The sequence below is a fragment of the Gracilibacillus sp. JCM 18860 genome, assembly GCF_055395245.1.
Genome location: NZ_AP043868.1, coordinates 646,427 through 669,306, shown reverse-complemented (window position 1 = coordinate 669,306; position 22,880 = coordinate 646,427). Strand labels below are relative to the sequence as shown.

Below are 22,880 nucleotides of genomic sequence, written 5' to 3'. Positions count from 1 at the left end.
AAGTGACTTCATTTCCTTAACACAAGACCGATATAAATAAAGAAAGAATTTCGTTGTTCGGGGATGATCTAATGGATGAAGCTAGAAAAGAAACGGTGATTAAGGAAATCAATTACTGGAAGACACATCAATTGCTTCCAGAGCATTATTGTGATTACCTGCTTGCATTATATACCGAAGGAGAAGGAGAAAAGCTTGCTAACAAACAGTCGACACCATATTATTTATTGATTTACTTTTTTAATGCATTATTGTTCTTGTTTCCTGTGCTTATTTTTCAGCTGACTGATTCTCTTTTTTTACAAATTGTAGGCGTTTTAGTAGTATTAGGTATAAGCGGTAGTTTTGTTCGTCTAACTACAAGAAAAACTTATTTAAAAGAAACCTTTTCTATCCTTATTTTCTTTATAAATTTCTTATACAGTACCGTCATTTTTTTAAACATATACATTGGCATAGATTGGATTACGATAATATGGATTTACTTAAATGGGATTACATGGATTCTATTTGGTAAGGTAAAAGGCAAGTTCTTTCTACAAGCAGCAGGTGTTTTTGTTGTAATCATTGCCAGCATTTTCGTCGGGTTCGAATATTTTTAGTCAAATTATCGAAATTTAATTAGAATCACTTTGCTTAAATGAGAATTTACAGTAAAATAGATATGGATTTGTATTTCTAATACATAACGATGAGACAAGCAATACATGTTACATAAGGAGGAACTAAAAATGAAAAAAAATCCTGTTATACCTTTTGCATTGATTGCTGTGTTAGGTATCCTAGCAATGGTTATTTTATCGGTACAAGGACTAAATCAACAGGAAGAGATTGCTAATGGTGGTGGCGAAGAAGTCGCCCTCGATCCTGAAGCTATTGCCCAAAACTGTATAGGCTGTCACGGTGGTGACCTAGAGGGTGTGGAAGGCTCTGGACCAAGCTTACAGAAAATCGGAAGTAAATATTCAGAGGAAGAAATCAATGAAATTATTATGAATGGTATTGAAGGTACGGCAATGCCTGGAGGATTAGTATCGAGCGAAGAAGCACAAGTCTTGGCTGAATGGCTTGCTCAAAAACAATAAAAGCGTAGAATAAGCTTTCTGTTTTCATAACAGAAGGCTTTTTTCTACACTTATACGGAAGGAATTATCATGTTATGCTGTCAAAAAGATTAGAGAAAATAGCAAAATACTTAGTAAAACCAATCAAATTTGCCGACATTGGTTCAGACCATGCCTACTTACCATGCTATGTTTGTCTTCAAGATGCTACTGCAATTGCCATTGCAGGAGAAATTAATCAAGGTCCATACCTTCGAGCGATTGAAACGGTAACAACCAACCAGTTGGAGAATAGAATACATGTCCGTAAAGGAAATGGATTAGAAGTGGTAAACGAAGGCGAGGTATCACAGATTACGATTGCAGGAATGGGTGGGAAATTAATCAAAAATATATTAGAGGAAGGGAAATCAAAGTTAACGGGTGTAAAAAGACTTATACTACAACCAAACTTAGATGCCGATATTGTTAGAAAATGGTTGTATCAGCACCGATATGCCCTTATTGCAGAAGAGATTATCGAAGAAGATGGCTATATATATGAAATTTTAGTTGCTGAACAGGTTCATTTCACACCGAGGATAACAGAAAAAGAATTAATGTTTGGGCCATTTTTATTAAACGAAAATAATTCTATTTTTCAAGAAAAATGGTGGAGGGAAAGAGATAAAAAAGAAATACTTCTGAATGAGATGCGTAAGGCAACCCATACTCCAAATGAAAAAATACAACAATTTACAAAAGAGATTCGTTTAATAGAGGAGGTTGTTGATGATGGAAACAACAGTTAAAGCCATTATTCAATTATTCGAAAAATGGGTTCCGAAGGATTATGCAGAATCTTGGGATAATGTAGGACTTCAAGTGGGAGATTTAGAACAGAGCGTACAAAATTTACTAATTACACTTGATGTAACAGATGAGATAGTAGAGGAGGCGATAGAGCATCAAGTACAGCTAATCATCGCCCATCATCCCTTATTATTTAAAGGTCTAAAACAAATTGATGTGAACGATTCAAAAGGAAGGATTATTCAGAAACTATTAAAAAACAATATTTCTGTCTATGCTGCACATACGAATTTAGATATGGTGAATGGTGGGGTAAATGACCTGCTTGCAGATAAATTGTGTTTAAAAAATCGTCAAGTTCTTGTACCTTCCATAACGGATAAACTATATAAATTTATGGTATATGTCCCAAAAAGTCACGCAAATGTGGTAAAAGAAGCAATTGGTAAGGAGGGTGCAGGTCATATAGGTAATTACAGTCATTGCACCTTTGAAACAGCTGGAATGGGTGCATTCAAGCCATTGGAAGGAACCAATCCATTCTTAGGAAAGAAAGGAAAAATCGAAGAAGTCGAAGAGATTAAAATAGAGACGATTGTAAAAGAAAAGCAGTTAAGTAAAATAATTGAGATGGCTAAACAAAGTCATCCATATGAGGAAATGGCCTATGATGTATTTCCTTTAAATAATTCAACGGAAACGCTTGGACTCGGACGAATTGGTTTAGTGGAAAAGGAAATGACCTTAAAGGAATATCTTTCTTTTGTGAAGGATGCTTTAGATGTTCCATTTGTGCGTTTTGTCGGGGATGAAAATAAGATAGTAAGGAGCGTAGCTGTCTTAGGAGGTAGCGGGAAAGGCTATATTATAAATGCAATAAAAATGGGGGCAGATGTCTATATTACAGGTGATTTAAGCTTCCATGATGCACAGGATGCAGAGCAGGCAGGTATTTGTCTGATTGATCCAGGACATCATGTAGAAAGAGTGATGAAAGATGGGGTAAAGTGCTATTTTGATCACCACCAAAAAGAATTACCAGCACCGGTTAATATAATCACATCCACCATCTCAACAGAACCGTTTAAATGTTATTAACGATTGTAATAAAAAGAGAATCAGTGGGAACTGATTCTCTTATTTTGCCTTGGCTTTTACCTTCGGCAATATTTTATTTTTGTCTACTTTTGAGTCCTTATCCCATGTGTCCGAATTGTTTGGATCAAATTGTTCAATAAACTTGATTACTTCTTTTGTTATAGGGGTAGGTGTTGATGCACCAGCAGTTATAGCTACTTTTTTAACTCCCTCTAACCATTCTAATTGAATTTCAGAAACATCGGCTATCCGATATGCTTGTGTACCGGCGAGTTCGATCGAAACCTGTGCAAGACGGTTCGAGTTATTACTTCGAGGATCTCCTACCACTAAGGTTAGGTCAGCATCCTTCGCTTGTTCGGCAACGGCTTCTTGTCGTACTTGGGTAGCCATACAGATCTCTTGTTCCATTTCTGTTTGCGGATATTTTTCTTTTACCTTTTGCATGACATCATAAACATCCCATTGACTCATGGTGGTTTGATTCGTAACAAGAATCTTATCAAAGCTCGATAAGTCAAGCTCTGAAACATCTGCTTCTGTTTGGATCAAATGAACATGATCCGGTGCAACTCCGATAGCACCTTCAGGCTCTGGGTGCCCTTTTTTGCCAATATAGACAATTTCATAATTTTCTTTTACTTTTTCACGGATTAAATCATGTGTTCTAGTTACATCAGGACAAGTAGCATCAAGAACCATTAAGCCCTTGTCTTCTGCTTTTTTCTTTACTTCTGGAGAGACTCCATGTGCAGTGAATATGACGGTTCCTTCTTCGATATCATCAAGCAGCTCTGAACGGTTTTTACCATCCAATGTATAGACACCTTGCTCCTTAAAAGCATTGGTTACGTGTGAATTGTGAACAATCATACCTAGTATATAGATTGGTCGAGGTAGATTGGGATCCTTAACTGCATTTTGCGCAATGACCATTGCATCGACAACACCATAGCAATAGCCACGTGGAGCGATTTTAATTACTTCCATTCTGGTTCCCCCTCTGTACTTTCTTGCATAGATCAAGTAAAATATTACATAATGGAATAGAAAATTGTCCAATACTTTTATTATAAAGGTATTCTTAGCAATTGACAAAGATTTGTTAAGCAAAAGGAGATCAAAATGAAAAATCATTTATTTAAGCAGTATCAGCTAAAGGAATCCATGGATCACATAATAGATCAACTCGGCTTTTATGAACCAACACCGATTCAAGCAAAAGTGATTCCAGAAGCTCTAAAAGGAAATAGTATCATTGGACAATCTGAGACAGGCTCTGGAAAGACGCATGCATTTCTTATTCCTCTGTTTAATAATTTGACGGATGATAATCATACGCAAGTAGTGCTCACCGCTCCTACAAGAGAATTGGCGATCCAAATCTACGACGAAGTGAAGAAAATGATCAACTATGCTGATAAAGAGACGGAGTGGAGAGCGAAGCTTTTGATAGGTGGAACGGATAAGAAACGAATGGTCGATAAATTAAAAGAACCGCCACATATCATCGTAGCAACTCCAGGAAGATTATTAGATCTAATACAAGAGGAAGTAGTGGATATTTTCCAAGCTAGCACCTTCGTAATAGATGAAACAGATTTAATGCTGGAATTAGGCTTAATTGAGGAAATCGATCGGATATTAATGAGAGCTGATTCATCTATACAAATAATGGTATTCTCAGCCACCATACCAGAGAAGCTTCAGCCATTTTTAAAAAAATATTTACATGCCCCAAAATTCATTCAAATCCATGATCGATTAGCTCCGGAGAAAATGGAGCACCGTATGGTTGCCCTAAAGCATCGTGAACCAGCCCAAGTAATATGGCAAATTTCTAAGCTAATTCAACCATATCTTGCGATCATCTTCACGAATGGAAAAGATCGAGCCGATGAGCTAGCAGCTTCATTACAAGAAAAGGGACTAGATGTTGGTTTAATCCATGGAGGATTATCCCAAAGAGAACGTAAACGAGTGTTGAAAGAAATTCAGCAATTAAAGTACCAGTATATTGTGGCAACAGATCTTGCAGCTCGAGGAATAGACATTAAAGGTGTCAGTCATGTGATTAATGCAGAGCTTCCAAAAGAGGAGAGCTTTTATATTCACAGAGTAGGGAGAACTGCTAGAGCAGGAATGGAAGGAACGGCAATTAACCTTTATCGAGAAGATGATTTGGGACTTATTCAAAAATTGGAAAAAAAAGGAATTCAGTATACGTTCTATGATATCGTCAAAGGGGAATGGCAAGAAACAAAAGCATGGAATGCCAGACAGACGAGAAAAAAGCAAGAAAATGAAGTGGAAAAAAAAGCATGGCAACAGGTGAGAAAACCAAATAAAGTAAAGCCTGGTTATAAGAAAAAAATGAAGCAACAGCAAAAGAAAGCAAAGAGAAAAATTCAACGCAATCAATTCAAGAAATAAAAAGGGTGGAGAATAAATGGTGAAGATAGGATCACATGTTTCAATGAGTGGAAAGAAAATGTTATTAGCTTCAAGCGAAGAAGCAACATCGTACGGAGCAAACGTATTTATGGTGTACACAGGTGCCCCACAAAATACTAGAAGAAAACCGATTGAAGAATTAAATATTGAAGCAGCCCAAGATCATATGAAGGAAAATGGCATAGAAGAAATTGTTGTACATGCTCCTTATATTATTAATATCGGTAATGCTGTCAAAAAAGAAACCTTTGAGCTAGGGGTCAATTTTTTAAGAAACGAAATTGAACGAACAGAAGCAATCGGTTCAAGACAAATTGTGCTTCATCCAGGTGCACATGTTGGGGAAGGGCCTGAAGTTGGAATTGCCAAAATTATCGAAGGATTAAATGAAGTATTAGATCCCAAACAAGAGGTTCAAATTGCACTTGAGACGATGGCTGGAAAAGGGTCCGAAATTGGAAGAAGCTTTGATGAGCTAGCTAAAATCATCGATGGGGTCAAATATAACGAAAAGCTCTCTATTTGTTTAGATACGTGTCATATCCATGATGCAGGCTATCAAGTGGTCGAGGATTTCGATGGTGTATTAAATGAATTTGATAAAATTATCGGTTTGGATCGATTAAAGGTTGTCCATGTGAATGATAGTAAAAACGAGCAAGGTGCAAGAAAAGACCGACATCAAAATATCGGTTTCGGTTATTTAGGATTTGATGTATTAAACAAAATCGTTCATCATCCACAACTGGAACATTTACCGAAAATTCTTGAAACACCGTATGTGGGTACGGACAAAAAGAATAAAAAACCACCATACAAATTCGAAATAGAAATGCTAAAGAATGGTACATTTGTACCTGATTTACAAGATCAAATAATGAATCAATAAAAGAGGCTTGGGCGATCGCCCAAGCTTTTATATTTAAAACAAATCTTTTATTCCATATTCACTAGCCAACTTTTGAAATATTTGTTGGCATTTTTTTGCTGTTTCAAGGTCGGTAATTTGAGCAAGCTTTTTCAACATTCGGGCACGATCTGATGCATTGGTTGGATCATATTGATTCTGTTTAAGGTGATTAGCAATGTCTGTTGCTTGTTCGAATGTAACATTTAGTTTATACATTTTAGCATAGTCATACAATGTATTTGGGTCTACTTGTTGAAGCTTCATCATAATCATCCTTTTAGTAAATCCGTTCATTTAGGCACTCCTTTGTCTAGAAATGAAATCATTATTTTATTTTATGCAAGAATTGGTTAAAAGTGTACTTATTCGGTAAATTATTACATAACAAAAATTAAATAAGTACATAAAAGTGTTGTTTCCAAAGCGTAGAAATTACCAAGTAAATCATCAAGGAATAAAGACATACTAAAGAATGTACCTCTAACTTATGAAGAGGAGGGTTGAGTATGTCAAATCATGATGATCAAAATAGAACTGACGGTGTGGATAAACAGTCCAAGCAATTTGCTGAAACGGATGAACTATATGCTGCAAACAAGGACTACAGTCGTGAGGCAGAAGCTTCGCAAGAACTTACAGCTAACGAGTTTAACCGAGCTGTTGAGACAGAACAAGGAACTAGTATGCAGACAGATGTGAATACAGTTTATGGATGGATTGGATTGATCTTATCGATCGCTTCATTCTTCGTTTGGCCATTACTAATGGCTATTGGGGGGATCGTATTAGGCTTCATCTCCAAAAAACAAGGAGCAGATACACTAGGAAATAGTGCTATTGTTATTTCCATTATTTCCTTGTTACTGTCCTTGATATTTGTACCATTATTTTAAATGAAAAAAGCTAGCCCATTTTGAAGGGCTAGCTTACTTATACTTCCTGTGTTTCCGTTTTTTGTTTTTCAAAATACTCTTCTGCGATTTTATCGACTTCTTTCTTTAATTCCTCTACCATTGTTTCTTCAGGGACTTTTCGAATGATTTCTCCATGACGGAATAGTAATCCTTCTCCTCGAGCACCTGCAATACCAATATCTGCTTCTCTTGCTTCACCAGGACCGTTAACAGCACAGCCAAGCACGGCAACTTTAATTGGGGCTTTAATCGTGGAAATATATTCTTCCACCTCATTGGCAATTTTGATTAGGTCAATTTCTATTCTTCCACACGTAGGACAAGAAATTAGTGTTGCCGCATTGGAAGCAAGACCAAATGTTTTTAGCAATTCTCTTGCTACTTTTACCTCTTGTACGGGGTCTGCACTTAACGAAATTCGCATCGTACTACCGATTCCTTTACTAAGAATGGCACCCATTCCTGCTGCACTTTTGATACTCCCAGCAAATAAAGTACCTGACTCAGTAATACCTAGGTGAAGTGGATAGGAGATTACTTCTGCAGCCTTTTCGTATGCTTCAATCGCTAGGCTTACATCAGAAGCCTTGAGTGAGACAACAATATCATGAAAATCTAGGTCTTCTAATATTTTAATATGGTGTAATGCACTTTCTACCATACCATCAGCAGTAGGATAGCCGTATTTTTCGAGTATATGACGTTCTAATGAACCTGCATTGACACCTATACGAATCGGAATGCCTTTCGCTTTTGCCGCATTGACAACTGCCTCTACTTTGTCTCGTTTCCCAATATTACCTGGATTAATTCTAATCTTATCAGCTCCACCTTCTATTGCTTTAAGAGCTAGCTTATAATTAAAATGTATATCAACCACTAATGGGATGTTAATTCTTTTTTTTATTTCTGGAATGGCATTGGCAGCACGCTCATCAGGACATGCTACACGAACGATTTGACAACCTGCATCTTCTAGTCTTTTTATTTCTTCAACGGTTGCTTCAACGTCATGTGTTTTGGTTGTAGTCATAGACTGAATGACTACCTCGTTTTTTCCACCTACCATTACGTTGCCAATTTTCACAGGTCGTGTATCCTTACGATGTGTTAAAGCCATAAATAAAATCGCTCCTTTATATTTCCACGTAAATAATCTAATTACTGTACCAACTTCCATTATAAAGGTTAACCTAGTAAATGAGAAGTGTAACACATTCAAATTTGCAAATTATTGAAACCTTTTCCTAGTAGGATCGTATTTTATATTTAAGAGCATACAATTCAGTTCTAATCATTCGAATCATTTGATAAGATAAAGAAAAGCCGAGAGGTGAGTAGCCATGTTTGATTTTAATGCAGATTGGATAAGTTTTGTTATCTGTGGTTTAGCTACCCTGTTTCTAGTTGGGGAAATATTAGTCAATGTAAAAGGGATTTTTGCCATTCTTGGCCTTGGTTTTATTACAGTATATTTTTCTTCTTTTTTAGATCCTAGTATGTTTTTTATTATGATTGCTATTTATTTAATTGGTATGTTATTCATCGTAATCGATGGCAAAATACTGAATGATGGAACTTTAGCTGTCATAGGATTGGTCTGTATGGTGATATCTGTAGGGATGACAGCACCTAATTGGGTAGCGGGACTGTACGCTGTATTAGGGGTTTTTATAGGAGGAGCTGCTTCTTTACTATTTCTTAAGGTATTTAAGAAGCGGAAGATGTGGACGAAAATTACACTCTATGATCAATTAACAGATGAAGCAGGATATTCAAGTGTTAATCAAAGCTACAAATTATTAGTAGGGAAGGAAGGAAAAGCTATTACAGATATGAGGCCTACAGGGACCATCCGTATCGGAGAAAACGACTATAGTGCAGTCACACAAGGGAAGTGGCTGGAGAAAGATACCCGAATTGTGGTGGTGTCTGTAGATGGTACAAGAATATTAGTAAAAGGAAAAGTCTGATAATTCAGGCTTTTTTGTTTTTAAAATTTATATTTTTTTAGAAAATCCAATAGTTGCTAATTTTAAAATAAAAAATTCATATTAATTAAATAGGATTATTGTTATAATATGAATGAATTGTTAAGAGAGTGTAAATTTTTATTAAAGACCTTTACAAATCATTCATGAAAACTTAATATTAAATTCGTATGTGCTTTGCGAAAAATGTCTTACTATGTCAAAGAGATGAGCATACATAAGGACAAAACGACGAATTTGCTTTTATGAAGGGATGAAAACTGTTGGATTTAAATGTACAAGTTATGATTTTTGAATTTATTGGCGGTTTAGGTATTTTCCTTTTAGGTATTAAATATATGGGGGAAGGGCTTCAAAAATCCGCTGGTGACAGATTACGTACCATACTTGATAAGTTTACAAGCAATCCGTTTATGGGTGTACTTGCCGGGATGATTGTGACTGTGTTGATTCAATCAAGCTCCGGAACGACCGTCCTAACGGTTGGGTTAGTAAATGCAGGATTTATGACACTAAGACAATCCATTGGTGTAATTATGGGTGCTAATATTGGGACAACGATTACAGCATTTATTATAGGATTTGATATTGGCGCATATGCATTACCTATTTTAGGTATTGGTGCATTTTTATTATTTTTCTTTAAAGAGAAACGAATTACCAATATTGGTTTAACCATTTTCGGATTTGGTGCCTTGTTTTTTGGTTTAGAGTTAATGAGCTCTGGACTTAAACCATTACGAGATTTACAAGCATTTCACGATTTAACCGTAAGTATGTCTAATAATCCAATACTTGGCGCTGTCATTGGGACTGTGTTTACCATTGCTGTTCAAAGCTCAAGTGCAACCATTGGAATACTACAAAGCTTGATGCTTGAGGATGCTATCCAATTAAAGGCTGCTTTACCGGTACTATTTGGTGATAACATCGGGACAACGATTACAGCAGTTTTAGCATCGATTGGAGCAACTATTGCGGCTAAACGTGCTGCATTAACACATGTAATCTTTAATGTAATTGGAGCAACGATTGTCATTACATTTATTCATTTTTATACGATTATGATGGAGCATATCCAGGCAGCATTAGAACTGAATCCTGCCATGACGATCGCTTTTGCACATGGAATCTTTAATGTGCTGAATACTATTATTCAATTTCCATTTATCGGATTATTGGCTCTGATCGTGACAAAGATTATTCCAGGAAAAGATACCGAAGTCGAATATAAAGCAAAGCATTTAGATCCAATTTTTATTCAACAATCGCCATCTGTTGCACTAGACCAAGCTAAATTCGAAGTCATTCGAATGGGTGAATATGCAATAAGAGGACTAGAAGAGACAAGCTCCTTTTTAAATACGAAAAATAGCAAAAATGCTGATATGGCGCAACAATTGGAAGGTGCGTTAAATAATCTAGACCGGGAAATCACAGCCTATTTAGTTCAATTGTCGGGGTCGACCCTATCAGACATAGAAAAGACCGATCACTCTGCATTAATTAATGCCGTTCGGGATATTGAACGCATAGGTGATCATTATGAGAATATTATTGAGTTGATTAATTACAAAATGTCGAATAAGGTAGATATTACAGAGCAAGGCATGATAGATTTAAATGAAATGTTCGATCTAACCATTATAACGGTAAAGGAAGCTATTAAAGCATTAGAGCAAATGGATAGGGAAGCTGCTTTATCCGTTGTACAGAAAGAAAATGAAATTGATAAAATGGAAAGAAGATACCGTAAAAAGCATATTATTCGTCTGAATGAGGGAGTTTGTACAGGAGCAGCAGGAATTGTATTTGCAGATATTATTAGTAATTTAGAGCGAATAGGAGACCATGCTGTGAACATTGCCGATGAAGTGCTTGGTGGCAAACATAATTAATCTTTTCGGGGTAACAAGCTTAGAAAAATGCTTGTTATCCCGAAATCCTTCTTCTTTAAATAAAAAAGTTCAAAAAAAGTATTGACGTTATATTTTTTATATGGTAAATTATTAAATGTCGCTTCAGTAAATACATAATTTTAATCCACAGTAGCTCAGTGGTAGAGCTATCGGCTGTTAACCGATCGGTCGTAGGTTCGAATCCTACCTGTGGAGCCATGGCGGTGTAGCTCAGCTGGCTAGAGCGTACGGTTCATACCCGTGAGGTCGGGGGTTCGATTCCCTCCGCCGCTACCAATTTCTTAGACGATGGCGGTCGTGGTGAAGTGGTTAACACATCGGATTGTGGTTCCGACATGCGTGGGTTCGATCCCCACCGGTCGCCCCATCATTATATATTTAGAGAAGAAGGACCCTTAGCTCAGTTGGTTAGAGCTATCGGCTCATAACCGATCGGTCGCAGGTTCGAATCCTGCAGGGTCCACCATATTTTTACACGGAGGAATACCCAAGTCCGGCTGAAGGGATCGGTCTTGAAAACCGACAGGGGCTTCACGGCCCGCGGGGGTTCGAATCCCTCTTCCTCCGCCATTTATACATAACTAGGACAGTGTCTAAAAACAGAATAAAAAAATTGGCTCGGTAGCTCAGTCGGTAGAGCAACGGACTGAAAATCCGTGTGTCGGCGGTTCGATTCCGTCCCGAGCCACCATTCTCAACAAGCGAACGTTAAAGCTTGTTTTTTTATTTATTATAAAATTAATTTCACTTGATGGAAAACCTTTCATACTATAGTGAATAAATGCTAATTATTTGCAATCTATTCTGACTATTTGATAATATTTGAATTGGAGAGGTTAGGAACCTTCAAACTAAAAAATAGGAGGAATAAACATGGCAAATTTTACTTTACCAGATTTACCTTATGCATATGATGCACTCGAGCCACATATTGATAAGGAAACAATGAACATTCATCACACTAAACATCACAACACTTATGTTACGAAATTAAACGCTGCACTAGAAGGTCATGATGATTTAGCAAATAAATCAATCGAGGACATTTTAGCAAATCTTGATGCAGTACCTGAAAATATTCGTACAGCAGTTCGTAATAATGGTGGCGGACATGCCAACCACAGTTTATTCTGGACATTGCTATCAGCAAATGGTGGTGGTGAGCCAACTGGGGAATTAGCTGACAAAATTAACGAAGCATTTGGTAGCTTTGACAAGTTCAAAGAGGAATTTGCAAATGCTGCAGCTGGACGATTCGGCTCAGGCTGGGCTTGGCTAGTAGTTGACAATGGTAACTTAGCTATTACAAGTACACCAAATCAAGATACTCCTATTTCTGAAGGGAAAACACCAATTCTAGGTCTTGATGTATGGGAACATGCTTATTACCTAAAATATCAAAATAAACGTCCTGATTACATTGCAGCGTTCTGGAATGTAGTAGATTGGGATAAAGTTGCAAGCTTATATAATGAAGCAAAATAAAAAAAGGAAAAGAAGTGCTCATCGTAGCACTTCTTTTTTGCTTGCAAATTTTTTACAGGAAGTAAAGCGACGAAGCATAAATTTTGAAATTCAGAGTATTAGAAAAGCTAACGAAAATAGCTCGAATGCGAGTTTTTCTAATAGGCGCAAAATTACTTCTTCACCCCTTGATCGGTTTCTAACTTTATTTTCGTATATCTCATTTAAACTGGAAAAGACTATAGATTATAGGCTTTAAATGAGGTGTAAGAAAATGCAGTTATTTCCAAGTAAAAAACCTTCCATACCAGTAAGTAGAGATTTAAAGATATTACTGATTATCGGTGGTTTATACGCACTTTCCACTTTTATCTCCAACACATTTGTCAATGTGTTCTTATGGAAGCAATCAGGAGACTATATGGATATTGCCACCTATAACCTTTTTATTTATTTGCTACAACCAATCTCCTTTTTTGTCGCTGGCAAGTGTGTGAAGCATGTAGATCGGACACTGATTATTCGAATAGGTGTAATCTTTTTGTCCATTTTTTACATGGTGGTACTCCTTCTAGGAGAAAAAGCCGTTAATTATACTTATATGCTTGGCGCTATATTAGGAATTGGCTACGGCTTTTATTGGTTAGCTTACAATGTGTTAACCTTCGAGGTAACAGAACCAGAAACACGAGACTTATTTAATGGGATACTTGGATCCTTACAATCCTTTGGTGGAATGGTCGGACCCTTACTTGCTGGCTATATCATCACACTGATGGATAATTTCAAAGGATATAGCACGATTTTCTTTTTATCTTTTTTTCTTTTCTTTTTAGCGATTGTTTGTTCGTTTTATCTAAAGAAAAGAACAGCAACAGGTCGTTTCTTTATCCGCGAGGTTTTCAAAGAAAGGAAGCATAATACGAATTGGCGTAGTGTGCTATTCGCCCACCTTACACAGGGATCAAGAGAAGGATTGTTTATTTTTATTATTACAATTTGGGTGTATATTGAAACAAATAGTGAGCTTTCGCTTGGTCTTTTCAATTTTTTGATCTCCCTTTGTTCCTTTATTAGCTATTACTTTGTCTCAAAGATGGTTAGCAGCAAAAAAAGAAAAGCAGCCATTTTCTATGGTGGTCTAGCTTTATATTTAGCCGTGTTACTTTTTGTGTTCCCAACCAGCTATGTCACCATTCTTCTCTATGGCGTCATCATAGGGGTCAGTTTTCCATTATTTAATGTCCCATTTGTTTCTCTCACGTACGATATAATCGGAAAATCTAAAAATGCTGGAAATTGGAGAGTAGAATATATTATTATTCGTGAGGTGTTCATTAATATTGGAAGAGTGCTTGCGATTATTGTCTTTATTGTGAGTGTCTCCTTTTTAGATCCAATCTTCATTATTCCAGTATTAATGCTTGTCTTTGGTGGCGGTAATTTCCTTTCCTATTTCTTTATCAGAAAAACATCAATTTAATTTTCCCAATTCTTCTTCCATGCTATAATAAGTAAGTATGCATTTGTCAGGATAAAATAGTAGAGGGGGAAGGATATGGGCAAATACTTAAACTTTAGGCAAAAAAAGAAAAAAGTGAAAAAAAAGCGATCACAGCTACCACTACGTTTAAATATTTTATTCGTTAGTGTTTTCCTGATTTTTTCCTTATTAATTGTCCAGCTTGGGGTTGTGCAAATTTTAAACGGAGAAGAAGCGCAACGAGAAATTGATCAAACAGAAAACACTCCTTCTGAAAAACCTGTGCCACGTGGGTTGATGTATGATCGAAACCATAACTTAATACTGGATAATAATCCAGTCAAATCCATTACGTATACACCACCCAAGCATGGTCAAACAGCAGATGAGAGACTAGAGCTAGCGGAAGATTTAGCAGAATATATTACGATCATTAAAGATCAAGAAGAACTAAAAGAAGAAATAACAGAACGAGACAAAAAAGAATACTGGTATATTCAAAATACAGAAGAAGTCGCAGACCGCTTAACGGAAAAAGAGAAGGAGCTAGAAGGTGGAGACAAGTATCAGGCTGAATTGAATGCCATTACAGCAGAGGATCTTGCCACAGTCGACTGGACTCCTGAGCTATTAAATATTATTGCGATTAAAAAGGAATTGGATCAAGCACATGAGTTATCCCCACATATTGTCGTTAACGAGGGGATAACAGATGAAGAATATGCAAAAGTTGCAGAACATCTGCATGATCTTCCAAATATTGATGCAACCATTGATTGGGAACGTGATAATAACTATGAAGGAACATTAAGTGCATTTATCGGAAGTATCACGTCATCAGAAGAAGGGATACCGAGAGAGAATAGTGATTACTATTTAGCTAATGGCTACACCTGGAATGATCGTGTCGGAACGAGTGGATTAGAACAGCAATATGAGCATGTACTAAGAGGAAGAAAAGAAAAAGTCCAATACACCACGAATAATGACGGAGAAGTAGTCGGCTCAGAAGTCGTTGTCGAAGGACAACGAGGCAAGGATCTTATATTAACAGTAGATATGGAGCTTCAACAACAGGTGGATAAGATCGTCGAAGAAGAGCTACGAACGGCTATTAACCATCCGGTTAATAATAATGGTTATTTAGAAGATGCAATGGCAGTTGTGATGAATCCACAGACAGGTGAGATCCTTGCAATGTCAGCTATAAGATATGATCGTGAAAATAAAGAATATGTAAATAATGCTTACCGTACAATTTATGATGCCCATGCTCCTGGTTCTGCTATTAAGGGAGCTACGATGCTGGCAGGCTATCAGAGTGGTGTGATAGATATCGGAACAAGATTAGATGATGGGGTAATAAAGATAAAAGGAACAAAAGAGAAAAGTTCATGGAAAAATCTTGGAGATAATATTTCTGATTTGTACGCACTAGAACAATCCTCCAACGTTTATATGATGAGAATCGCAATCAAAATGGCAGGTGCAACGTATCGATATAATGAACCACTGTACAATTTTGATTATGGCGCGTTTGGAGAGTTGAGGAATTATTTTAAACAGTTTGGTTTAGGTGTCGAGACAGGGATTGATATGCCGTTTGAAGCAACAGGTGTTACGGGATCGAATGGATTACCAGGTAATTTCCTCGACTTGTCGTTTGGGCAATTTGATACCTATACAACCATGCAATTAGCGCAATATGTTTCTACGATTGCGAATGGTGGATACCGAATTAAACCACATCTCGTAAAAGAAATCAGAGAGCCATCAACAGAAGATGGAAAATTAGGCTCTGTCTTGAAGACGATGGAGCCTGAGGTAATAAATCGTATTGAGATGGATGACAAATATATTGAACGTGTTCAGGAAGGCTTCCGTCTAGTATTTACACAGGGAACTGCACAAAGACTGTGGAAGGATGTTCCCTATGAAGTTGCGGGAAAAACAGGTACTGCAGAAAATCCTCAATACAAGGATGGAGAGTTAGTCGCAAATACAGAGAATTTATCTCTTGTTGGCTATAGTCCCGAAGAGAACCCAGAGGTAGCTTTTGCCGTAATCGTACCAAAAAACGGTACAGGTGCTGGTCAATATGAAATTAATCATAAGATAGGGAAACGTATTATTGAAGCATATTATGAAGGAAAATCTGCTGACGAAGACAACGAAGAAGAATAAATATAATGATACAAAGCATATAGCCTCGGCTATATGCTTTTTTCTATGAAAATTACCACATAATCTGTCGAATTTACATAGTCTTTACAATTGCTTAATAGTGAATTAATAGTTTTGCGTTACTATGTAGTAGAAGCAAGATCATAGCTTTTATAAAAACAATTGTAGGGGGAAAAACAATGAGTAAATGGAAGTTAATGATGTTGGTAGCTGTCACTCTATTAACAGTAGGTTTGTTAGCTGCTTGTGGAAATGCTCCAGATGATGCGGGCTCAGATGAAAATAATGAAGCAAATGCATCAGAAAATGGCGAAGGATCTGGTGACGAAGGCTCAGAAGATGGAGAGGTTTCTGGACCAGTCAATATTGATGGTTCTTCAACCGTTTTACCGATCATGGAATATTTAACGTACGAATATAATCAAGAAAATCCAGAAGTAGAAACAGCACTTAATTCATCCGGTTCTGGTGGTGGATTTGAAAAATCTACTGTTGGTGAAATTGATTTAAGTAATGCTTCTCGTCCAATTAAAGATGAAGAAAAAGCCACTGCTGAAGAAAATGGCATTACCTTACATGAAATTGAATTAGCTTATGACGGTTTATCTGTAGTGGTAAGTCAAGAAAATGATTTTGTTGAAAACTTAACAATTGATCAATTAAAACAAATCTTCCTAGCGGATGGTGGAGCAACGAAATGGTCTGACATTAACCCAGAATGGCCAGAAGAGGATATTGTTATTTATAGCCCAGGACACGATTCCGGAACGTTTGATTATTTCAATGAAGTAATCCTAGAAGAAAATCCTATGCGTGAAGGCGAAAATGTCACACTATCTGAAGATGACAACACATTAGTAACAGGTATTCAGAGTGATCCATACGCAATTGGTTACTTCGGTTATGCCTATTATGCAGAAAATCAAGATACATTAAAGGTACTTGGAATTGACAATGGTGATGGAAATCCTGTAAAGCCAACAGGTGATACGATTCAAGATGGTTCTTACTCACCACTTTCTCGACCATTGTTCACATACGTAAATGTGGATTACATGAAAGAAAAGCCACAAGTGCTTGATTTTGTGAAATTTTCAATCGAAAATGCTGGTGCAGCTGCTGAGGAAGTAGGCTATGTTGCACTTCCAGATGAAAAGTACCAAGAGCAATTAACAGAGATCGAAGAATTAGCAGCAGAGTAAGAATTGAAAAAGGCTAGTATATCAAAGGGACAGGTTCACAAGTAAATGATTTGTGGGCTGTCCCATAATCTTTGTGTGGTTTTTAAGAAAAGGGGAATTCATGTGAACAAGAAAGCAGAACAAAGTTATTCCGTTCAAGACATGATAAAGAAAAATAAACAAAAAAAGAATATCGGTAATTATTTTGAAAAAGGTATTCCATATTTTTTGTTGTTATGTGCAATCATATCTGTCATTACAACAATAGGAATTCTCTTCACCTTATTACGAGAATCCATTACCTTTTTCTCTAATGTGTCCTTGGTTGATTTTTATTTAGGAAGTGAATGGTCACCATGGACCGATCGATTTGGGGTAGCACCACTCATTATTGGAACACTTTTAATTACAGCTATAGCTATATGTGTAGCATTACCTATTGGACTTGCAGCATCGATTTATTTAAGTGAATATGCAAGTGATAGAACAAGAAAAATTATTAAGCCAATCCTGGAAATCTTAGCTGGTATTCCAACAGTTGTCTATGGCTTTTTCGCTTTAACATTTGTATCGCCTTTATTAGGCTCTGTTTTTACGGAAATGAAAATATTTAATGCATTAAGTGCCGGAATTGTAGTAGGGATTATGATTATCCCGATGATTGCTTCCTTATCTGAGGATGCCATGAGCGCAGTACCGAAATCACTGAGAGAAGGTGCTTTGGGGTTAGGTGCCACGAGATTTGAGGTTGCTATGAAGGTCGTTCTACCAGCGGCTTTATCCGGTATTATAGCATCCGTTGTACTAGCGATATCTCGAGCTATTGGTGAGACGATGATTGTAACCATTGCTGCGGGTGCAACGCCTAACATGACCTTTGATCCGAGGCAATCGATTCAAACATTAACTGCCTTTATTGTGCAAGGGGCAACAGGAGATACCTCCTATCAATCGAATATTTATCTTAGTATTTATGCTGTAGGGTTTACGTTATTTATTTTCACCTTATTAATGAATATCCTGTCACAGTATATTTCGAGAAGATTTAAGGAGGATTATTAATGTCAACAAAAGTGAATTCCGCACAAATTAAAGGTAGAGTAGTAAGAAATAAAGCTTTTAAAAGCTTATTTATTGCAGCAACTTCCATTGCGTTAATTTTTTTAGCTTTACTCATTTATCGAATATTAAGTCAAGGAATTGACTATTTATCTATAGATTTCCTGCGAAATTACCCAGCACCATATATTGAAAAAGCTGGAATCTTTGCAGGGTTAATGGGATCGATCTTTTTGATCTCTATAACCGCGCCGGTCTCGATTATACTTGGTGTATCAACCGCATTGTATCTAGAGGAATATGCCAAGCAGAATCGTTTTACTCGGTTTATTCAAGTCAATGTACAAAATTTAGCAGGTGTACCATCGATCGTATTTGGTTTACTTGGTTTAACCTTCTTTGTTTATATATTAGAACTAGGTTATTCGTTAATAGCTGGCGCATTAACGATGAGCCTCTTAGTTCTACCTGTTATTGTAGTAGCTTCACAGGAAGCAATTCGTTCCGTACCGAAGGAATTAAGAGAAGCCTCCATAGGAATGGGGGCAACTAAGTGGCAAACGATATGGCGTATAGTACTGCCTGCTTCAATCCCGGGAATTTTAACTGGATCCATTCTTGCATTATCCAGAGCGATTGGTGAGACTGCTCCATTAATAATCGTGGGAGCTGCAGCCGCAATCTATACGATTCCAGATTCATTTTTATCTAAATATACCGTTATGCCGATTCAAATTTGGAGTTGGACTTCGCGTCCACAAGAAGAATGGCAATATGTTGCGGCAGCTGGGATTATCGTGTTGCTTATCATCTTACTATGCATGAATGCAATTGCCGTTTGGATCCGAAATAAATTTCAAAATAGATTTTAAGAAAAAGAGGGGTTTAGATGACAACTAACACATTAAGTAAGCATGTCTTTTCCATCGAGGATTTTAATTTATGGTATGGAAATGATCAAGCGATTCATCAAATAAATATGGAAATTCCAAGAAATGAAATTACTGCAGTGATCGGACCTTCAGGTTGTGGGAAATCGACATTACTAAAAACGTTAAACAGAATGATTGAAACCATTCCTTCTGTTCATACTTCTGGAAGTATTAAATATAATAATCAAGAAATATTTGCTAAAAAGCAATTAGTAGAAGAGCTAAGAACACATGTAGGAATGGTCTTTCAAAAACCGAACCCATTTCCGAAATCCATTTATGAAAATGTTGCTTATGGTCCAAAGATCCATGGAATTAAAAAGAAAAAAGTATTAGATGAAATTGTAGAGAAAAGCCTTCGCGGTGCGGCAATTTGGGACGAAGTAAAGGATCGACTTAATCAGAATGCGTACGGGTTATCTGGTGGACAGCAACAAAGAATTTGCATCGCTCGTTGTTTAGCAATTGAGCCTGACGTGATTCTAATGGATGAGCCTACATCTGCGTTAGACCCAATTTCTACTTTGAAAATTGAAGAATTAATTAAAGAATTGAAGAATGATTATACGATTGTGATTGTCACACATAATATGCAGCAAGCTGCCAGAATTTCCGATAAAACAGCATTTATGTTGAATGGAGAATTAGTAGAGTTTTCCGATACAGATCAGTTGTTTTCCAATCCAAAAGACAAACGAACAGAAGACTACATCACGGGTCGTTTTGGTTAATAAAGAAAAATGATCATTGGCAGGTATTATTGCCAATGACTCTTTTTTAGCTCATCAGAATTTTATCACTGTCACAAGAAGTGGCTCGAAGACGATACGGCTCTTCTGACGCCGTATTTTCTTTACACGAAAAATAAAACGCTTCACAAAAGCATAAGGATATAACGAGAAAAAAAGAGAGAGGGAGTGCAGTATGGTAGGTAGAGAGAATTTTGAAGATAAATTAAAACAGGTAGAATCTCTTATTGTTCGATTTGCAAAAATGACACAAACACAACTGACAGACGCAGTGGAGGTGCTATATCAAAGTGATGTGGATCGAGCCCTTGCAGTGATCGAAAAGGATAAAGAATTAGATAAGCTAGATTTCGAAATTAATGAAACAGCAATTCTTCTTATTGCTAGGCAGCAACCAGTAGCAACAGATCTAAGAAGACTTGTCGTAGCATTGCGTATTTCATCTGATTTAGAAAGAATGGCTGATAATGCAAAGAATATCGCAAAGTCTACCATCCATTTAGGGAAAGATCATGGAATTAAAATTCATGATTCAGTAAAGGAAATGAAAGAAATTGCGATTAAAATGATTGATATTTCAATCATAGCTTATGAGAATGAAGACATTACTTTAGCAAGAAAATTATCAGAAATGGATGACGTAATTGATAATATGTATTCCACGATGCTAAGGGAATTATTAGAGGAGACAGCGACCAATCCACAGAAGATACAGCATATTATGCAAATGGCTTTTAGTGGTCGTTATGTGGAACGAATTGGGGATCATGCTACTAATATCGGGGAAGATGTTATGTATTTAGTAAAAGGGGAGTCAGCAGACTTAAACGAATAACGTTGAAAAGGAGGAGTACCTTAGCGGTTTACTCCTCCTCTTCTGTTCTTAGTTAAATGATCGGCTATTTCTTCAGCAGTCATTTGATCACTTAACTCGAATTCGCCTACTTGTAGGCGTGTCGTTAATTCATTTTCTTGTAAGTATGTAATAAATTCGTCTTCTGATTCAATTAGTTCTAGCTCAAGGAGTTCGTCTACAATGTCTGGTACTGTCATTCCTGGTTCAACAGAAAATGAATGAGTAGTCACTTCCGTTTCTGTTTCTTCCTTCGCATCACTTTCTAATGTGTCTTGTTGATTCTCTAGCTGGTCTATTTCTTCTTCTAATTGAGTGACTTGATCTTCCATATCTTCTTTGTATACATAATAGCCTTCTGCTTCAAGGCTTGCTATTCGCTCACTTGCTGCAACATCTTCTGCTGGTTGGTCTTTTGGTAAACCCTCAATAAGGAAAACCACACCAATTATGATGGAGGCAGTCAAAAGGCCTGTCGAAAATGCTCTAACCATTTGCTTCATTCTTATCCCTCATTCACACCATTAAAGTTGATTAATTACTGATCTAACATCAAATTCACTTATATTTAGTTCACGAGAAATGGATGGGATGTCATATCCATTTACATATAAATTAGCTATTTTGTTATTCATTGTGGATTCATTGGAATCCATGGAATGTTCCAATATATCATCATCCATTAAAAGTTCTTCTTCTAATATACTTATTTTTTTCTTCAACTGATAGGTCTCTTGCAACGAAGAAATGGAGAATTGCTCAAGCTGATCTTCAATCTGTTTAAAGCGATCATGCATAAAAAAAGACAATACCCATAAAATGACGCCAATTATGATAAGACTAATTAAGACATAAAGCATAGTTTCCCCCCTAAACAATGATTCTCTCTACTAATAGTTATACCATAAGTGATAAGAGTTTGAAACATATACTTGAAATTGTTTTAACTTTTTGCTATTATTATCAGGTAGTAAATCGATAATAAGTGATTAGAGCAATATGTTTGGAGGGAAAACCATGCGCGTTAATATTACATTAGCTTGTACTGAAACTGGTGACCGTAATTATATTACGACTAAAAATAAACGTAAACATCCAGAACGCTTGGAGCTTAAAAAATATAGCCCACGTTTGAAAAGACATACGTTACACCGTGAAACAAAATAATGATGTTAGGGGACTCTTGCTGGTAGACAGCAGGAGTTTTTTCATCTTACTAGAAAGGAAAAATAATGTCTCGAAAAGAAGAGCAAAGAAGAATGATCTCAACCCTGTTGGCTAATTACACGCATAAGGAAAAGGTTAACAAGAGTATCCAGGATATGTTATACTCCTTTGATCATTGGAAGCAAGCTCGAAAGGTTGGCTTAACTATTTCTAGAGGAATGGAATGGAATACTACATCGATCATCAAGCATGCATGGAAACAGAAAAAACAAATAGCACTGCCTAAATGTAATCCAACCGATTTTTCGATGGAATTTTACAAGTGTACAGCCTTTGATCAATTAGAAAATACCTACTTAGACTTATATGAGCCTAATCCAGAAATAACAAAAGGCGTGTCAAAAGAAGAGTTAGACCTTATAATAGTTCCGGGAATAGCGTTTGATCGAGAAGGAAATCGCATTGGATATGGTGGTGGCTTCTTTGATCGCTATTTAAAAGGATATCAAGGACTAAAAATAGCACTCGCTGCAAAGGTGCAAGTGTTGGAAAGAATAGAAGCAGAATCGCATGATATTCCAATAGATTATCTCATAACGGAATCCGCTGTTATAAAATGTACATAAAAACAAGAAAAGAGGTTAACCTACAGATATACAATGATGC

Annotated in this window: 24 protein-coding genes and 6 tRNA genes; 25 read left to right on the top strand and 5 right to left on the bottom strand. The window is 36.7% G+C overall.

What is annotated here, in order from left to right:
• Nucleotides 1–71: 71 nt before the first annotated feature.
• The 4 genes from ACZ5R4_RS03570 (at nt 72) to ACZ5R4_RS03555 (ending at nt 2,954) form a co-directional block, all read left to right on the top strand.
• Nucleotides 72–602, top strand: a complete 531-nt coding sequence (locus ACZ5R4_RS03570; RefSeq protein WP_464368073.1) for a hypothetical protein — start codon at nt 72–74, stop codon at nt 600–602.
• Between the two features lie 129 nt (nt 603–731).
• Nucleotides 732–1,085, top strand: coding sequence for a cytochrome c550 (cccA, locus tag ACZ5R4_RS03565; protein ID WP_054859272.1), 354 nt, complete (start codon nt 732–734; stop codon nt 1,083–1,085).
• A gap of 74 nt (nt 1,086–1,159) precedes the next feature.
• A complete protein-coding gene (locus tag ACZ5R4_RS03560) occupies nt 1,160–1,855 on the top strand; it encodes a tRNA (adenine(22)-N(1))-methyltransferase (RefSeq protein ID WP_109984164.1) in 696 nt (231 codons plus the stop codon).
• Nucleotides 1,839–2,954, top strand: coding sequence for a Nif3-like dinuclear metal center hexameric protein (locus tag ACZ5R4_RS03555; protein WP_109984593.1), 1,116 nt, complete (start codon nt 1,839–1,841; stop codon nt 2,952–2,954). The genes ACZ5R4_RS03560 and ACZ5R4_RS03555 overlap by 17 nt, the downstream gene beginning before the upstream one ends.
• A 39-nt stretch (nt 2,955–2,993) precedes the next feature.
• Here ACZ5R4_RS03555 and ACZ5R4_RS03550 read toward each other — a convergent pair whose 3' ends face one another.
• Nucleotides 2,994–3,944 (bottom strand): 4-hydroxy-3-methylbut-2-enyl diphosphate reductase, encoded by a 951-nt coding sequence (locus tag ACZ5R4_RS03550; protein WP_109984165.1) that lies wholly within the window; start codon nt 3,942–3,944, stop codon nt 2,994–2,996.
• A 135-nt stretch (nt 3,945–4,079) separates the two neighbouring features.
• Here ACZ5R4_RS03550 and ACZ5R4_RS03545 point away from each other — a divergent pair, with 135 nt between their 5' ends.
• Together ACZ5R4_RS03545 and ACZ5R4_RS03540 are read left to right on the top strand one after the other, a co-directional pair.
• On the top strand, nt 4,080–5,387 hold the full coding sequence (locus ACZ5R4_RS03545; RefSeq protein WP_109984166.1) for a DEAD/DEAH box helicase: 1,308 nt from the start codon (nt 4,080–4,082) through the stop codon (nt 5,385–5,387).
• A gap of 16 nt (nt 5,388–5,403) precedes the next feature.
• Nucleotides 5,404–6,297 carry a deoxyribonuclease IV gene (locus ACZ5R4_RS03540; protein ID WP_109984167.1) on the top strand — a complete coding sequence of 298 codons (894 nt, stop codon included), beginning with the start codon at nt 5,404–5,406 and terminating at the stop codon, nt 6,295–6,297.
• A 33-nt stretch (nt 6,298–6,330) separates the two neighbouring features.
• On the opposite strand, the gene ACZ5R4_RS03535 is transcribed toward ACZ5R4_RS03540, so the two are convergent.
• Nucleotides 6,331–6,612: a DUF2624 family protein gene (locus ACZ5R4_RS03535; protein WP_054859275.1), complete on the bottom strand. Its 282-nt coding sequence runs from the start codon at nt 6,610–6,612 to the stop codon at nt 6,331–6,333.
• A gap of 212 nt (nt 6,613–6,824) precedes the next feature.
• Between ACZ5R4_RS03535 and ACZ5R4_RS03530 the strand changes: the two genes are divergently transcribed.
• Nucleotides 6,825–7,211: a hypothetical protein gene (locus ACZ5R4_RS03530; protein ID WP_054859276.1), complete on the top strand. Its 387-nt coding sequence runs from the start codon at nt 6,825–6,827 to the stop codon at nt 7,209–7,211.
• Between the two features lie 37 nt (nt 7,212–7,248).
• Here the strand turns inward: ACZ5R4_RS03530 and ispG are convergent, their stop codons facing one another.
• Nucleotides 7,249–8,352, bottom strand: a complete 1,104-nt coding sequence (gene ispG, locus ACZ5R4_RS03525) for a flavodoxin-dependent (E)-4-hydroxy-3-methylbut-2-enyl-diphosphate synthase (RefSeq protein WP_109984594.1) — start codon at nt 8,350–8,352, stop codon at nt 7,249–7,251.
• A gap of 223 nt (nt 8,353–8,575) precedes the next feature.
• Here ispG and ACZ5R4_RS03520 point away from each other — a divergent pair, with 223 nt between their 5' ends.
• The 16 genes from ACZ5R4_RS03520 (at nt 8,576) to phoU (ending at nt 21,029) form a co-directional block, all read left to right on the top strand.
• Nucleotides 8,576–9,205, top strand: coding sequence for an NfeD family protein (locus ACZ5R4_RS03520; RefSeq protein ID WP_054859277.1), 630 nt, complete (start codon nt 8,576–8,578; stop codon nt 9,203–9,205).
• Nucleotides 9,206–9,507: 302 nt separating this feature from the next.
• Nucleotides 9,508–11,121 (top strand): Na/Pi cotransporter family protein, encoded by a 1,614-nt coding sequence (locus tag ACZ5R4_RS03515; protein WP_464368072.1) that lies wholly within the window; start codon nt 9,508–9,510, stop codon nt 11,119–11,121.
• Between the two features lie 144 nt (nt 11,122–11,265).
• A tRNA-Asn gene (locus ACZ5R4_RS03510) sits at nt 11,266–11,340 on the top strand.
• Nucleotide 11,341: 1 nt separating this feature from the next.
• Nucleotides 11,342–11,418: transfer RNA gene (locus ACZ5R4_RS03505), tRNA-Met, on the top strand.
• Nucleotides 11,419–11,433: 15 nt separating this feature from the next.
• Nucleotides 11,434–11,509, top strand: a tRNA-His gene (locus tag ACZ5R4_RS03500).
• Between the two features lie 22 nt (nt 11,510–11,531).
• Nucleotides 11,532–11,608 (top strand) — tRNA-Ile (locus tag ACZ5R4_RS03495).
• Between the two features lie 11 nt (nt 11,609–11,619).
• A tRNA-Ser gene (locus ACZ5R4_RS03490) sits at nt 11,620–11,712 on the top strand.
• A gap of 45 nt (nt 11,713–11,757) precedes the next feature.
• Nucleotides 11,758–11,833, top strand: a tRNA-Phe gene (locus tag ACZ5R4_RS03485).
• Nucleotides 11,834–12,015: 182 nt separating this feature from the next.
• Entirely contained in the window at nt 12,016–12,627 is a 612-nt protein-coding gene (gene sodA, locus ACZ5R4_RS03480) for a superoxide dismutase SodA (protein WP_109984168.1), read from the top strand.
• 253 nt (nt 12,628–12,880) lie between these two features.
• Nucleotides 12,881–14,089, top strand: a complete 1,209-nt coding sequence (locus ACZ5R4_RS03475; protein ID WP_464368071.1) for an MFS transporter — start codon at nt 12,881–12,883, stop codon at nt 14,087–14,089.
• A 75-nt stretch (nt 14,090–14,164) separates the two neighbouring features.
• Nucleotides 14,165–16,273, top strand: coding sequence for a peptidoglycan D,D-transpeptidase FtsI family protein (locus ACZ5R4_RS03470; RefSeq protein ID WP_464368070.1), 2,109 nt, complete (start codon nt 14,165–14,167; stop codon nt 16,271–16,273).
• Between the two features lie 179 nt (nt 16,274–16,452).
• Nucleotides 16,453–17,475 carry a PstS family phosphate ABC transporter substrate-binding protein gene (locus ACZ5R4_RS03465; protein WP_054859279.1) on the top strand — a complete coding sequence of 341 codons (1,023 nt, stop codon included), beginning with the start codon at nt 16,453–16,455 and terminating at the stop codon, nt 17,473–17,475.
• A 141-nt stretch (nt 17,476–17,616) separates the two neighbouring features.
• Complete coding sequence (pstC, locus tag ACZ5R4_RS03460; RefSeq protein WP_277677978.1) at nt 17,617–18,516, top strand: phosphate ABC transporter permease subunit PstC; 900 nt, start codon at nt 17,617–17,619, stop codon at nt 18,514–18,516.
• The gene (gene pstA / locus ACZ5R4_RS03455; RefSeq protein ID WP_464368069.1) at nt 18,516–19,385 is read left to right on the top strand and encodes a phosphate ABC transporter permease PstA; all 870 of its coding nucleotides are present in this window, start codon (nt 18,516–18,518) and stop codon (nt 19,383–19,385) included. Before pstC ends, pstA begins: the two co-directional genes overlap by 1 nt.
• A 17-nt stretch (nt 19,386–19,402) precedes the next feature.
• A complete protein-coding gene (pstB, locus tag ACZ5R4_RS03450) occupies nt 19,403–20,176 on the top strand; it encodes a phosphate ABC transporter ATP-binding protein PstB (RefSeq protein ID WP_054859280.1) in 774 nt (257 codons plus the stop codon).
• Between the two features lie 193 nt (nt 20,177–20,369).
• Nucleotides 20,370–21,029, top strand: coding sequence for a phosphate signaling complex protein PhoU (gene phoU, locus ACZ5R4_RS03445; RefSeq protein WP_054788867.1), 660 nt, complete (start codon nt 20,370–20,372; stop codon nt 21,027–21,029).
• Nucleotides 21,030–21,049: 20 nt separating this feature from the next.
• Here phoU and ACZ5R4_RS03440 read toward each other — a convergent pair whose 3' ends face one another.
• Both ACZ5R4_RS03440 and ACZ5R4_RS03435 read right to left on the bottom strand, forming a co-directional pair.
• On the bottom strand, nt 21,050–21,550 hold the full coding sequence (locus ACZ5R4_RS03440) for an endolytic transglycosylase MltG (RefSeq protein WP_054859282.1): 501 nt from the start codon (nt 21,548–21,550) through the stop codon (nt 21,050–21,052).
• A gap of 21 nt (nt 21,551–21,571) precedes the next feature.
• Nucleotides 21,572–21,907: a hypothetical protein gene (locus tag ACZ5R4_RS03435; protein ID WP_277677890.1), complete on the bottom strand. Its 336-nt coding sequence runs from the start codon at nt 21,905–21,907 to the stop codon at nt 21,572–21,574.
• Between the two features lie 157 nt (nt 21,908–22,064).
• Between ACZ5R4_RS03435 and rpmG the strand changes: the two genes are divergently transcribed.
• Both rpmG and ACZ5R4_RS03425 read left to right on the top strand, forming a co-directional pair.
• Nucleotides 22,065–22,214 (top strand): 50S ribosomal protein L33, encoded by a 150-nt coding sequence (gene rpmG, locus ACZ5R4_RS03430; RefSeq protein WP_018933855.1) that lies wholly within the window; start codon nt 22,065–22,067, stop codon nt 22,212–22,214.
• A gap of 65 nt (nt 22,215–22,279) precedes the next feature.
• Nucleotides 22,280–22,840 (top strand): 5-formyltetrahydrofolate cyclo-ligase, encoded by a 561-nt coding sequence (locus ACZ5R4_RS03425; protein WP_054859283.1) that lies wholly within the window; start codon nt 22,280–22,282, stop codon nt 22,838–22,840.
• Nucleotides 22,841–22,880: the final 40 nt, after the last annotated feature.

Coding starts and splice junctions, on each gene's coding strand:
- ACZ5R4_RS03570 (WP_464368073.1), top strand. CDS start 72: ATGGATGAAGCTAGAAAAGAAACGGTGATTAAGGAAATCAATTACTGG.
- cccA (WP_054859272.1), top strand. CDS start 732: ATGAAAAAAAATCCTGTTATACCTTTTGCATTGATTGCTGTGTTAGGT.
- ACZ5R4_RS03560 (WP_109984164.1), top strand. CDS start 1,160: ATGCTGTCAAAAAGATTAGAGAAAATAGCAAAATACTTAGTAAAACCA.
- ACZ5R4_RS03555 (WP_109984593.1), top strand. CDS start 1,839: ATGGAAACAACAGTTAAAGCCATTATTCAATTATTCGAAAAATGGGTT.
- ACZ5R4_RS03550 (WP_109984165.1), bottom strand. CDS start 3,944: ATGGAAGTAATTAAAATCGCTCCACGTGGCTATTGCTATGGTGTTGTC.
- ACZ5R4_RS03545 (WP_109984166.1), top strand. CDS start 4,080: ATGAAAAATCATTTATTTAAGCAGTATCAGCTAAAGGAATCCATGGAT.
- ACZ5R4_RS03540 (WP_109984167.1), top strand. CDS start 5,404: ATGGTGAAGATAGGATCACATGTTTCAATGAGTGGAAAGAAAATGTTA.
- ACZ5R4_RS03535 (WP_054859275.1), bottom strand. CDS start 6,612: ATGAACGGATTTACTAAAAGGATGATTATGATGAAGCTTCAACAAGTA.
- ACZ5R4_RS03530 (WP_054859276.1), top strand. CDS start 6,825: ATGTCAAATCATGATGATCAAAATAGAACTGACGGTGTGGATAAACAG.
- ispG (WP_109984594.1), bottom strand. CDS start 8,352: ATGGCTTTAACACATCGTAAGGATACACGACCTGTGAAAATTGGCAAC.
- ACZ5R4_RS03520 (WP_054859277.1), top strand. CDS start 8,576: ATGTTTGATTTTAATGCAGATTGGATAAGTTTTGTTATCTGTGGTTTA.
- ACZ5R4_RS03515 (WP_464368072.1), top strand. CDS start 9,508: ATGATTTTTGAATTTATTGGCGGTTTAGGTATTTTCCTTTTAGGTATT.
- sodA (WP_109984168.1), top strand. CDS start 12,016: ATGGCAAATTTTACTTTACCAGATTTACCTTATGCATATGATGCACTC.
- ACZ5R4_RS03475 (WP_464368071.1), top strand. CDS start 12,881: ATGCAGTTATTTCCAAGTAAAAAACCTTCCATACCAGTAAGTAGAGAT.
- ACZ5R4_RS03470 (WP_464368070.1), top strand. CDS start 14,165: ATGGGCAAATACTTAAACTTTAGGCAAAAAAAGAAAAAAGTGAAAAAA.
- ACZ5R4_RS03465 (WP_054859279.1), top strand. CDS start 16,453: ATGAGTAAATGGAAGTTAATGATGTTGGTAGCTGTCACTCTATTAACA.
- pstC (WP_277677978.1), top strand. CDS start 17,617: ATGATAAAGAAAAATAAACAAAAAAAGAATATCGGTAATTATTTTGAA.
- pstA (WP_464368069.1), top strand. CDS start 18,516: ATGTCAACAAAAGTGAATTCCGCACAAATTAAAGGTAGAGTAGTAAGA.
- pstB (WP_054859280.1), top strand. CDS start 19,403: ATGACAACTAACACATTAAGTAAGCATGTCTTTTCCATCGAGGATTTT.
- phoU (WP_054788867.1), top strand. CDS start 20,370: ATGGTAGGTAGAGAGAATTTTGAAGATAAATTAAAACAGGTAGAATCT.
- ACZ5R4_RS03440 (WP_054859282.1), bottom strand. CDS start 21,550: ATGAAGCAAATGGTTAGAGCATTTTCGACAGGCCTTTTGACTGCCTCC.
- ACZ5R4_RS03435 (WP_277677890.1), bottom strand. CDS start 21,907: ATGCTTTATGTCTTAATTAGTCTTATCATAATTGGCGTCATTTTATGG.
- rpmG (WP_018933855.1), top strand. CDS start 22,065: ATGCGCGTTAATATTACATTAGCTTGTACTGAAACTGGTGACCGTAAT.
- ACZ5R4_RS03425 (WP_054859283.1), top strand. CDS start 22,280: ATGTCTCGAAAAGAAGAGCAAAGAAGAATGATCTCAACCCTGTTGGCT.